Genomic DNA, 10,801 nt, shown 5'->3' on the forward strand with positions numbered 1-10,801 from the left:
GATAATGAGTATTGTGTTTTAGCAACACAAATTGGTAATTGACTTAATCCTTGTTCTGTATATTTTTTAATTTTATTTTTTGCTTTCTTTGTAAATTCAACACCATCTCCACCATAGATTTCTTTAACAATTGTTTCAATCTTTGTTTCAATTGGTAAATCTAAATCATAAAGTGGATGATAATTAGCTTCTTTTGTTTCTAAAATATTTAATAATTTTTCAGCAAGTTCGATTCCACCATCGGCACCTTTTTCCCAGACTTTACTAATAGCTACTTCAACACCAAGCTTCTTGCAACATTCATTTAATAATTGAAGTTCCGCTTCTGTGTCTGTTGGAAAAGCATTAATTGCAACAACACAAGGTAAATCGAATTTTGCAATATTTTCAATATGTTTTTCTAGATTTCCTAAACCAGCTTTTAAAGCTTCCAAATTTTCATTTCCTAAATCTTTTTTAGCAACACCACCATGCATTTTTAAAGCACGAACAGTTGCAACAATAACAACTGCTTCAGGATTTAAATTTGCTTGACGACATTTAATATCTAGGAATTTTTCAGCTCCTAAATCAGCCCCAAATCCGGCTTCAGTAATTGCATAATCCCCTAACTTGATAGCAAGTTGGGTAGCCATAACTGAGTTGCATCCATGAGCAATATTTGCAAATGGACCCCCATGAACAAATACTGGTGTGTGATCTAAAGTTTGAACTAAATTTGGTTTAATCGCATCTTTTAATAAAAGTGTTACCGCTCCTGTTGCTTCAATATCATCAACAGTAACTGGTTTTCCATCATAAGTATAAGCGACAATCATTTTTGCAGCTCTTTGTTTTAAATCTTCTAAAGAAGTCGCTAAACAAAGAATTGCCATAACTTCACTAGCAACGGTAATATCAAATCCATCTTCACGAGGAACCCCGTTTACTTTACCACCAAGTCCACAAACAGTATGACGTAATGCACGATCGTTTAAATCAACCACACGTTTCCAAACGATTTGTCTTACATCGATATTAAGTGGATTCCCTTGATGAATGGAATTGTCAAGCATCGCTGCAATTAAGTTGTTTGCAGCAGTGATTGCATGAATATCTCCTGTAAAATGAAGATTGATATCTTCCATTGGAACAACTTGCGCATATCCTCCACCAGCAGCTCCACCTTTGATTCCAAAACATGGACCAAGTGATGGCTCACGCATTGCAACTACAGATTTCTTTCCTAATTTGTTAAGTGCTTGTGATAATCCAATCATTGTTGTGGTTTTCCCTTCACCTGCAGGTGTTGGATTAATTGCTGTTACTAAGATCAATTTCCCATCTTCGTTTTGATCTAGTTTTTTAATAGCTTCAAGAGAAATCTTTGCTTTATATTTTCCATATAATTCTAGATCATCCTCATCTAAACCAACTTTTTGAGCAATTTCAACAATCGGTTTCATCTTTGCACTTTGTGCAATTTCTACATCAGTTAACATTGTCGTTCATCCTTTCTTTTTTTCTTTTTGATTGATTCTATTAACCACTTTCATTATATTACAAGACAATATATGAAACTAGTTATTTTACCTGTCAACCAAAAAAAGAGCCCACTCATCCAGACTATTCTTAGCCCAGACGGTCGACTCTTTTACACGATTATACTCCCTGTGGTTTATTCCACTTCCGTCAGTCGTATAACTTAACTGCATAATATCAAAAAATATCTCTTTTAGCAACACCAAAATGCTTTTTATTTTATCTAAAAAATCAATTTTCCAACAATCTATCATTCTTTTTAATCATTTAATAATTTTTCAAAACCTTTTTTATTTAACAAAATATGTGAAATATATTTTCCATTTTTAAAAACTGCCCAATTATTAAAAATACATGGTATGTTTTTTGCTTTTTCCAAAGTATCAACTTTAATAAAATCAACTTGTATATTACAACCTTTTATGTATTCTTTAATTTCATTTATACAATTCAATGTAAAAGGACATTGTGGTGAATAATATAGTGTTATATGATTTGAATCAATCATCATTTGTTTAACATTTTTACAAAAAGAAGGTTTTTGATGATTAAAAGATAACGATAATAATTCATAATCTTCAATTTGATCAACAACTTCAAATCCATATTTTAAAAAGAATTTTTTATCTGCCAGATAAGATTTCTTCTTTTTAGAAGATATTACACAAACACCTTGTTTTCCTTTCTTTTTAGCATCATTAATAACATATTCCAATAATTGCTTACCATAACCATGACCTTTAAATTTTCCCGAAACCCATAAACAATAAATATATAGAAAACCATTACCTTCGATAGGAACCCATGCTTTTTCTAGAGGTGCATATTCAACAAATACTTTTCCTTGAACATTAAGTTTTCTAAAAACATGACCTTCTGTTATTCTCTTTTTTAACCATTCCTTTTTATTAAAAACACCTTCTGAATGTTTTTTATCACTTATAGCGCAACAAATATGTTCTTGATCAATATTATCTAAAGTGATATTTATGTATTCTTCCATCTATTTTCCCTCCATATTTTTCACACCATTGATTAAAACATTTATTGAAAAATCAAAACTTTTTTGAGTAGAAAGAGGATGTCCAAAAGCTTGGTGATTTACAAGTAGTACATAGCCTTCTAAAAAACCTCTAAGTGTTCTAATAAAATGGTTTATCGTTTCATCACTTAAATTTTACTTCCTAAGTATTTTAAAAAGTATATCAAAAGTATTATGTGTTACTTGATTTCCCTCTTCTGACATATATTTATTGTACCAAAGCATTGCTTCGAAGATTCCTTTATTTTCTGTTGTATAATCATAAAAAGCATATGCCATACATTTTATAGCTTCATAGCCACTTTCCCCAACAATAGAAAGAAGCATTTTTTCTTCTAATTGTTTCCAACCATAGAGACTAATTTTATTTTTTAAATCTTCTAAATTAGAAATATGATTATATAAAGACGGAGATTTTATTTTTAATTTTTTAGCCACTTTTTTTTAATATAAATTGGCAAACCCTTCTTGATTGATAATTTCCATAGCTACTTCTATAATCCTTGTTTCAGTCATAGTATCCTCTTCAACTAACTATATTAGTATTATAACTAATTGAATTAGTTAAAGCCATTTTTAAACAAAAAGATACTATTTTTATAAATAACGTATCAATATTTGTTTACATTCTAACAATTTTTCTAACCGTGTTAGCCGTTCTAATTGTTAGCTTTTTACTAACATTTGTATTTGCTGTTTGAGGCCACCAGTTTGTTTTTTGATAATCTTTTCGACTAAATGACCAAAAAATAACATCTTTATAATTTTGAATTTTTTCTAATCCTTCTTTAGCTTCACCAATTTCTTCAAAAACTTCTTTAAAAGTGACTGGAGGAATCATAAATATTAAATTATCATAAATCATTTTATCATCACTACCTCACCAAATTGGTGCATGTTCTAAAATATCTTTTAGCTTTTCTTGTTCTAAAACAAAAACAGGTATTTTAAAATCATAGTTTTTCTTTAACATCTCTTCAATTTGTTTTGTGATCTTTTCAATATTTTCTCGACTTGAAAAAATAACATTTCCACTATTTAAATAAGTTTTAACATCTTCAAACTTCAAACTTTCAAATTCTTTTTTTAATTCAGCCATCACTACTTTATTTTTACCACTGATATTAATTCCTCTAAGCAAAGCCATATATCTTTTCATATAACCACTCCTTATCTAACTCTATTTTAACATATAAATAAAGACTACAAACGTAGCCTTTATCATTATAAACCAAAGATAATATTTTAAGAGTTTCTTCCAAGCCCTCATATAAAACAGCACCTTTTTGAGATAAACACTTAACTTTTTCATTACCAAAATCATCCATGGTCTTTCCCATCATCTTTGAAACAATTTCTTGAGTAACTTTTCAAAGAACGCTTGATATTTTCTTTAGAGCAATCAGAGTTATTTCATTAGTATCTATCGTTTTCTTCGTTTTAACCTATGGATTTGGTGGTAGTCAAGAAACAAGCATTTTATATAAAATAGGAATTTTAATTGAACCCGTAACAGAATTCTTTGGATTAAAATGGCAAGCCTTTCTAGCATTTTGTGCATCTGCCATTTCTAAAGAATCATTACTAGGTGTCTTAAATACATTTTATGGTTCTGGTGGAAATATTGTAAGTTCAACTTTCGGTGCAAAAACGGTAGGAAGTTCATTAGCAATTTCATCCATTTTAGCCACCCATTTTACTAAAGCTCAAGGCCTCGCTATCATTTATGCCATTAGTTTTAATATGCCTTGTGTAAGCGCCCTTGCTGCCACAGCAAGAGAAACACATTCAGTTAAATGGACCGCTAAAATAGGTATATTTTATACTATCTTTTCTTTAAAAATCGCTTGTATTATCTATCATATTGCATTGTTATTATTCTAATATTTTATTAAAAGATGTTTACTACATAATAAGACCTAATTATACAAAAGCATAATTAGGTCTTATTCATTATAAAATCTTATTTGATCTTCAATTGTTCAAAACGATAACGCGTTTTGCCAACACTTTTCTTTCCATATTCAATGGCTTCTTGTGGACAATAACAAATACAAGCCATACAATGCGTACAGTTCTTTCCCCAAACAGGTTTTCCATCAATAAGTTGAATATTATTCAACGGACATTTCTTAACACATTGATTGCAACCAATACATGTATTATTTACTTTAAAAGCATCCGCTTTAACAAAGAAATGATAAAAAAGAGGATTAACAGGTCCGCTCATAAAACAATCATAAAGATTATGACGTGGTTTCAAAAAAGCTTTTCCTTCTCTAATATATTTAATAGTTTCCTTTATATCTCTATCTGCTTTTTCTACGATTTCTTTTGCCTCTTCTAATTGTGGAGCATTAAACATCTCAATATAGTTTTCCGGCATAAGGATTTGTTTTGTTCCCATATAATTCAAGTGTTTTTCATTTGCAAGCATTACGTTATACTTTGAGGCATTTCCAATTTCACTACCACAATTCATAACAAACCAAATACGTTTTGCCCCAATGAATTCTGTTTTATAAAGCCAATTGGAAACAATTCTTGGAATACGCCAAGCATAAGTCGGAACCACAAGGATAACATTGTCTCCTGTTTCTATTGACGAATAATTATTTGTTTTAATTTTTTCATTTAAATCTATTATATTTTCGTGTAATTCATCCGCAATTCTTTGTGCTATATAGCGACTATTCCCTGTTCCTGAATAACAAAAAATTATTTACCTATCCCTCCTGCATAATGATTTTTGATTTAAAATATTTTTCTTGAAATTCAACTTGCTTTTTTATTTCTTCTTTTGTATATGACATATCTTGAGGAACAACAACCCATTTTTCTTCCACATCATCATATCTATGAATAATAGCAATTATTTTCCCAACAAACTCTTTTACAGGAACGTCAACACCTAAAATATAAGCATCTTGTTCCTCTCCATCTGTAGCCATGATTCCTTCAACAAAACCATAATTTATAGGATAATATGTTTCTTTATATTGAGGATGTTGGCTTCCAAGTGGTCGATCAACGATGACTTTAACGATATCTCCAATCATATTATTTTTCCCTCTTTTTTATATATGTGCAATCACTCTTAAACGACGATAATCTGCAATCCATTCATTTTCTTTCCAAAGTTTATCCTTTGTTAAAGCTTCTACTTCTTTAATGATTTTACTTTGGATATCTTTTGACATTTCTTCTAATTCAGAAGCAAAGAATTGTCTCATCCAATTTTCTAATCCTTTTTCATGATCTTTTAAGGGTGTTGGTCGATCATAATCATAAATTTTATCAATAATAAATCCTTTCTTTTTTAATAAATCCGCAAAATGTTTTGTTGTTGGAAAATTAAATTTTGGTTTGTATTCATATCCCAAATCGTGACAAACTTTTATAAAAGCATTTTCAATCGTTGCAACATTACCACTTGCTCCAAATTCACAAACCAATAGTCCTTTAGGTTTTAATACTTTATTAATATTATCTAATAAAGTTTCATGATCTTTTATCCAATGAAATACAGCATTTGAAAAAATAACATCAAATTGACTTTCAAATGGTAACGCTAATGCATCATATACTATAAACTCTATATTGGAATATTGTTCTTGAGCCTTTTTAATCATAGTTTCAGATTGATCCACCCCAATGACTGTTTTTGCTAAATTATTAAGTTGAACAGTAAGTGTTCCTGTTCCACACCCTAAATCTAAAATACTTTGTTTTTCATTTTGTGGAATATATTATAAAAGTCCCTTTCCATATTCTGCTACAAAATCATGTTTATTATCATACATTGTTGCATTCCATTCACTCATAAATTTACCTCTAACCTTTATTTATATTTGCTATATCTAAAATCGCAACAGTCTGCACCTTCAGCAATCGTTTTTGTTCTTACTAATTTCATATGCATTATATCTGCCAATACATAATCCATTTGACATAAATAAGTGGCAAGTTGAGGACATCCTTCATCTTGACAGAGTTTACATATACCACATTCATGATAATCATACCCTAAATCATATTCATCATTTCCTGGTAAAATATCAACGACCCAATCATTTTCATAAATGTGTTTATAACTTTCTTTTGACCATTGTAATCTTCCTGCCATTTTTTTAGGATCTAAATAGCTATTGGCATCTCCTATTACTTTATGAAATAATTTAGAGGCATAAAGTCCATCACGAAACATTTCATAGTTTTCTTCTGCAGATTTCCCTGTACTTCGATTCATTGCGATAAAATAGCTTCCCATAATATATGAACTTAATAATCTTGAATTTCCAATATCTTTTGCCCGTTGAATAATTTTATGATGTTCTTCACCTATTTTTCTTACTACATCTTTTGGAAAGTCTCTTCTTTTCAATTCAGCTTTTACCACATGATGATAAAAATGATAGATTATTTTTACATTAACTGATTCTTTCATCTTTTTTATTCCTTCCAATTCTTTATTCAATAGAACTTTTAATACAAATCCATTTTAGCATAAACTAAAAAAGAAAAACTAAGAAACCTTAATGTCCCTTATGTTTTTCCCTTTTCTTTTGTTGTTTCAAAGCAAACAAACGCATTTTATCTAATTCTTTTTGTTTTTTATTTTGTAATATGTGCTCTGATTTGCTTTTAGCATGTTGTAATTTTAATGCCTGTTGAGACTTTGTTCCAACTCCTTGTAATTGGACTTGTTTTCTAACATCACGTTGTCTTTTTTTATAACTTTTCTGTTTTTCAATTACAACATTTTCAACAGCTGGACTAAAGTTTAATTGATTATACTTTTTTAAAATAAAATCCCTTATTTCATAATCTTTAGGTTCTTTATAAAATGTTATTTTGGATACAGTTAATTTTCCATCTTCATTACATTCTATAATACCTACCCAAAAAGGATTTTCAAAAAATACAGTTAATCTACAACTTGTCTTGTCCATGATTACCCTCCTTTATATAAATAAACAAAGAATGGACAACCCGGAGGGGCAGGTTACTTACCTATTAAAATAGACGGCTGGGCTACCTACCAGCTCTAGTACAATTTGTACATTGCGTTTTTATCTTTGCAATCCTATTTTATCATATTTTAATTATTTCTCTACTACACAATAACAAACACCTTCGGGTGCTTTTATAGGATCATCTTTATAATAGACATTATAATTAGATATGTATTTTTCTGTCATTGTTTGATGATTTTCATGTTGAATAATTGTGAAATGACATTGATTGAGTATCTCTTTAAGTTCAGCAAAACTATATTTTGCTTTCATTGATTCATTCGCTTCTTCTGCCAACATTTCATTAACTTTTGTTTCTTTACTTTCTTGAATACTTGGATAATCAAAAACAAGACGACTTCCTTTTAAGAGATGTTTAGAAAATTGTTCTAACATCTTTTTAAATTCATCTTTTGTAAGATAATAACTTAATCCTAACATACTACTGATTGAAAGTTGAGTTTCTTGATAATCACTTTGTAATAAAGTATTAATCCAATTTTCTTGGCTTAAATCAATTGATAAGAATTGAATATTTTCAATATCAACATCCTTACATCTTTGTCTTTTATCTTCAATCACTTCTTTTTTATCAATCTCAAAAACATGCATTTGATTTTGATAATAATATGCAAACAAATCATAACCTGATGCAAAATCTAAATACTGTTGACATCCCTTTTCTTTCATTCCTTCAATTGCTTCTTTACAAAAAGCACTTCTTACTAAAACAGAAGGTGATAGTTGGTGATCTACAATCCACTTTAATGCTTCTTCCTTACTTCCTTTAAAAGTAGGATTAAAAAATGAAATGCCTTGTGACATATTTAACCCAATCATTTCATACTCTTTTTCTGTAATTAATTTTGTTGAAAGTGGATCATCAAAAATTTTAATATCCTTATTTTTTTGATGATACGCTCTTGCAAATAAACTTACTAATGCTGTCATATTTTGTTCCATAAAATTACCTCCATATATTTAATACAGGACTTTTACAGAAATGACCAGTCTTGAAAAAATGTCCATTTTGTGGTAATATAGAGGTAGAAAAAAGAAAGAAATGGGAAAATTTTTCTCATTTCTTTTTATTTAGAATTCTTAAAACCATTAAACCAAGCACGCTCATCAAATGATTTCTTTTTTGTTTTTATAATCTTTTTCTCTTTTGGAATGCCAATTGGCAAAAAGCATACCAATTCATAATCATCTGGCACATTTAATATATGTGCCATTTTTTTACCGATTTGATCTTCATCGGTAATATGCCCTTCATACCAACAGCTTTGATATCCTAAAGCAATGATTGCTAGTAACATATTTTCAATTGCTGCCGAATAATCCTGTATGGCAAAACATTTGTCACGATACGCATAAATACGTTGAGTGAGAACACAAATTGCAGCGGGTGCACTTTGTCCTATTGGCGGATCAATAACATTTAGTAATTGTTTTAAAATATAAGGATCATCAATCGCAATAAAACTTGTTGTTTGTTTGTTACATCCAGACGGAGCATCGATTCCTGCTTGCATTATTTTGATAAGATCCTCTCTTTTTACTGGAACTTCTTGATATTCTCCACGAAAACTATGTCTACTATGAATCAATTCTAGAAAAGTATCCATTTTTAATCTCCTAATAGCTATATTTTTTAATTTTTTCCATGACTCTACTTGCTTGTTCATCTTTTAAAATATAAGGTTGATAATCATTTCTTCCTCTTGATGAAGTTAAAGAACATGGAATAATTTGTACTTGATATCCTGTTTGTGTCGTTCCTTTAAAAGAATAAGAGAGTTGATAAATCATTGTATCCGTATCACTTGGATTACGATTACCTCCAAAACAGAAATTACCTAATGAATAAACAATAGGCTTTCCATTATACGTTTCTGTTCCTTGAACAACATGAGGATGCGAACCAATGACAGCATCCGCTCCAGCATCAATCGTAAACTTAGCCAGTGATCTTTGATCTTCATTAGCTTGATATTGTCTTTCAATACCCCAATGATAATAAACAAAAACAAGTTGGCATTGTTCCTCATTTTTTAAATGATTGATCGCATTTTGAATTTTTTGATGACCACTTTCATTATTCATAGATACTGAAAGTGAACGATAACCAAGGAATCCACACTTGATGCCCTTGACTTCTTTTATGTAGTAATCATCATAACCAAAATGACCAATAGAAGATTCATCTAAATATTTTTTTGTATCTTGAAGCCCTGCTTCATAATAATCTTCACTATGGTTATTTGCGAGGGTAACTGCCTCTACTGAGGAAGAAGTCAATATTTTTGTATATTCAGGAGCTCCACTAAAAGGGAATTCTTTTTCAAGATGATTACTTGCCGTTGTAAGAGGTCCTTCTAGATTAACAACTGTCAAATCATCTTTTTCAAAGACTTCTTTTACTTTTTTTAAAAAATATGTAGGATCATTTCCTTGTCTTTTATATTCTTGATTAAAAGATCCATCATAGGCTTGTCCAGCATAGTTACCTAGTGTGCAATCTCCTGCAAAGGAAATTGTAAAATTTACCTCAGGCTCTTCTTTCTTTTTCTCTTCTTTTTGAACTGTTTTTTCTTGTGTCTTTTTAGGTATTTCTTCTTTTGTGGATTGATTTATATTTTTAAAAAGAAAGATACCTAAAATAATTATTAAAACAAATAAAATCACAACACCTGCTACTTTTTTCTTATTTAATTTATGATTCATGAAATTCACCTCAACTTATTTTAACATATTCTAAAATATGTTAAAATGTTTCTATTGGAGGAATAAACATGATTGAAGAAATTATTGAAAATAAATTAGACTATGCCACTTTATTATGCGAAAGCGATCCTAATATTAACCTTGTTGAAAATTATTTAAGAGATGGTAGATTGTTTGCTTACTATGAAAAACAAATACCTGTCGCTTTTATTGCAGTAAAAGAAATCAATGATACAACCATCGAAATAAAAAACTTACTTACTTTAGAAAATTATCGAGGGCATGGTTATGGAAAAGCACTTATCCAACATATTGAAAAGCTTTATCAAAACAAATTAACTTTTTTACTTGGAACAGCCAATAGTTCTATGACCAATATGCTTATTTATACAAAGCTTGGCTATACATATGATCATAAAATTGAAAACTTTTTTATTGATTAAGCCTAACTCAAGATAAATGTTGGTAATGACACCTAATAATGTCAGTCAAACTT

16 protein-coding genes and 1 riboswitch are annotated in these 10,801 nt (G+C 29.6%); of the genes, 2 read left to right on the forward strand and 14 right to left on the reverse strand.

The annotated features are described in order from the left end of the window. From ACLVEP_RS12175 to ACLVEP_RS12200, 6 genes are all read right to left on the reverse strand, one after another. Positions 1-1,481, reverse strand: a 1,481-nt coding sequence (locus tag ACLVEP_RS12175; protein WP_412585151.1) for a formate--tetrahydrofolate ligase, incomplete at its 3' end; no start/stop codon positions are given. A 126-nt stretch (positions 1,482-1,607) separates the two neighbouring features. After that, a riboswitch (ZMP/ZTP riboswitch) is annotated at positions 1,608-1,689 on the reverse strand. Positions 1,690-1,780: 91 nt separating this feature from the next. After that, positions 1,781-2,524 (reverse strand): GNAT family N-acetyltransferase, encoded by a 744-nt coding sequence (locus tag ACLVEP_RS12180; RefSeq protein ID WP_412585153.1) that lies wholly within the window; start codon positions 2,522-2,524, stop codon positions 1,781-1,783. 174 nt (positions 2,525-2,698) lie between these two features. After that, positions 2,699-3,001, reverse strand: coding sequence for a hypothetical protein (locus ACLVEP_RS12185; protein WP_412585154.1), 303 nt, complete (start codon positions 2,999-3,001; stop codon positions 2,699-2,701). 184 nt (positions 3,002-3,185) lie between these two features. Further along, positions 3,186-3,428: a hypothetical protein gene (locus tag ACLVEP_RS12190; RefSeq protein ID WP_412585156.1), complete on the reverse strand. Its 243-nt coding sequence runs from the start codon at positions 3,426-3,428 to the stop codon at positions 3,186-3,188. 15 nt (positions 3,429-3,443) lie between these two features. Then, positions 3,444-3,722, reverse strand: coding sequence for a DUF1697 domain-containing protein (locus tag ACLVEP_RS12195; RefSeq protein ID WP_412585158.1), 279 nt, complete (start codon positions 3,720-3,722; stop codon positions 3,444-3,446). Then, complete coding sequence (locus tag ACLVEP_RS12200; RefSeq protein ID WP_412585159.1) at positions 3,697-3,891, reverse strand: hypothetical protein; 195 nt, start codon at positions 3,889-3,891, stop codon at positions 3,697-3,699. Before ACLVEP_RS12200 ends, ACLVEP_RS12195 begins: the two co-directional genes overlap by 26 nt. Before the next feature lie 73 nt (positions 3,892-3,964). On the opposite strand from ACLVEP_RS12200, the gene ACLVEP_RS12205 reads away from it, so the two are divergent. Further along, positions 3,965-4,447, forward strand: a complete 483-nt coding sequence (locus tag ACLVEP_RS12205; protein ID WP_412585170.1) for a nucleoside recognition domain-containing protein — start codon at positions 3,965-3,967, stop codon at positions 4,445-4,447. Positions 4,448-4,526: 79 nt separating this feature from the next. On the opposite strand, the gene ACLVEP_RS12210 is transcribed toward ACLVEP_RS12205, so the two are convergent. The 8 genes from ACLVEP_RS12210 to ACLVEP_RS12245 all read right to left on the reverse strand — a co-directional run bounded on the left by ACLVEP_RS12210 (position 4,527) and on the right by ACLVEP_RS12245 (position 10,305). Beyond that, on the reverse strand, positions 4,527-5,285 hold the full coding sequence (locus ACLVEP_RS12210; RefSeq protein WP_412585172.1) for an EFR1 family ferrodoxin: 759 nt from the start codon (positions 5,283-5,285) through the stop codon (positions 4,527-4,529). A gap of 4 nt (positions 5,286-5,289) precedes the next feature. Continuing rightward, the gene (locus tag ACLVEP_RS12215; RefSeq protein ID WP_412585160.1) at positions 5,290-5,622 is read right to left on the reverse strand and encodes an inorganic diphosphatase; all 333 of its coding nucleotides are present in this window, start codon (positions 5,620-5,622) and stop codon (positions 5,290-5,292) included. Between the two features lie 18 nt (positions 5,623-5,640). After that, entirely contained in the window at positions 5,641-6,309 is a 669-nt protein-coding gene (locus ACLVEP_RS12220) for a class I SAM-dependent methyltransferase (RefSeq protein ID WP_412585173.1), read from the reverse strand. 95 nt (positions 6,310-6,404) lie between these two features. Beyond that, on the reverse strand, positions 6,405-7,010 hold the full coding sequence (locus ACLVEP_RS12225; protein ID WP_412585161.1) for an L-2-amino-thiazoline-4-carboxylic acid hydrolase: 606 nt from the start codon (positions 7,008-7,010) through the stop codon (positions 6,405-6,407). A gap of 88 nt (positions 7,011-7,098) precedes the next feature. Continuing rightward, positions 7,099-7,515, reverse strand: coding sequence for a YjdF family protein (locus ACLVEP_RS12230; RefSeq protein ID WP_412585163.1), 417 nt, complete (start codon positions 7,513-7,515; stop codon positions 7,099-7,101). Between the two features lie 153 nt (positions 7,516-7,668). Then, a complete protein-coding gene (locus tag ACLVEP_RS12235; protein ID WP_412585165.1) occupies positions 7,669-8,541 on the reverse strand; it encodes a class I SAM-dependent methyltransferase in 873 nt (290 codons plus the stop codon). Between the two features lie 125 nt (positions 8,542-8,666). After that, positions 8,667-9,206, reverse strand: coding sequence for a nitroreductase family protein (locus tag ACLVEP_RS12240; RefSeq protein ID WP_412585166.1), 540 nt, complete (start codon positions 9,204-9,206; stop codon positions 8,667-8,669). A 10-nt stretch (positions 9,207-9,216) separates the two neighbouring features. Further along, positions 9,217-10,305, reverse strand: a complete 1,089-nt coding sequence (locus ACLVEP_RS12245) for a CapA family protein (RefSeq protein WP_412585167.1) — start codon at positions 10,303-10,305, stop codon at positions 9,217-9,219. 68 nt (positions 10,306-10,373) lie between these two features. Here ACLVEP_RS12245 and ACLVEP_RS12250 point away from each other — a divergent pair, with 68 nt between their 5' ends. Next, entirely contained in the window at positions 10,374-10,748 is a 375-nt protein-coding gene (locus tag ACLVEP_RS12250) for a GNAT family N-acetyltransferase (RefSeq protein WP_412585168.1), read from the forward strand. The last annotated feature ends 53 nt before the right edge of the window (positions 10,749-10,801 follow it).

Source organism: Faecalibacillus sp., assembly GCF_047023275.1.
Lineage (GTDB): Bacteria > Bacillota_I > Bacilli_A > Erysipelotrichales > Coprobacillaceae > Faecalibacillus.

Bases quoted from the DNA above. Each gene is read 5' to 3' on its own strand.
- ACLVEP_RS12180 (WP_412585153.1), bottom strand. From the start codon at position 2,524: ATGGAAGAATACATAAATATCACTTTAGATAATATTGATCAAGAACAT.
- ACLVEP_RS12190 (WP_412585156.1), bottom strand. From the start codon at position 3,428: ATGATTTATGATAATTTAATATTTATGATTCCTCCAGTCACTTTTAAA.
- ACLVEP_RS12195 (WP_412585158.1), bottom strand. From the start codon at position 3,722: ATGAAAAGATATATGGCTTTGCTTAGAGGAATTAATATCAGTGGTAAA.
- ACLVEP_RS12200 (WP_412585159.1), bottom strand. From the start codon at position 3,891: ATGGATGATTTTGGTAATGAAAAAGTTAAGTGTTTATCTCAAAAAGGT.
- ACLVEP_RS12215 (WP_412585160.1), bottom strand. From the start codon at position 5,622: ATGATTGGAGATATCGTTAAAGTCATCGTTGATCGACCACTTGGAAGC.
- ACLVEP_RS12225 (WP_412585161.1), bottom strand. From the start codon at position 7,010: ATGAAAGAATCAGTTAATGTAAAAATAATCTATCATTTTTATCATCAT.
- ACLVEP_RS12230 (WP_412585163.1), bottom strand. From the start codon at position 7,515: ATGGACAAGACAAGTTGTAGATTAACTGTATTTTTTGAAAATCCTTTT.
- ACLVEP_RS12235 (WP_412585165.1), bottom strand. From the start codon at position 8,541: ATGGAACAAAATATGACAGCATTAGTAAGTTTATTTGCAAGAGCGTAT.
- ACLVEP_RS12240 (WP_412585166.1), bottom strand. From the start codon at position 9,206: ATGGATACTTTTCTAGAATTGATTCATAGTAGACATAGTTTTCGTGGA.
- ACLVEP_RS12245 (WP_412585167.1), bottom strand. From the start codon at position 10,305: ATGAATCATAAATTAAATAAGAAAAAAGTAGCAGGTGTTGTGATTTTA.
- ACLVEP_RS12250 (WP_412585168.1), top strand. From the start codon at position 10,374: ATGATTGAAGAAATTATTGAAAATAAATTAGACTATGCCACTTTATTA.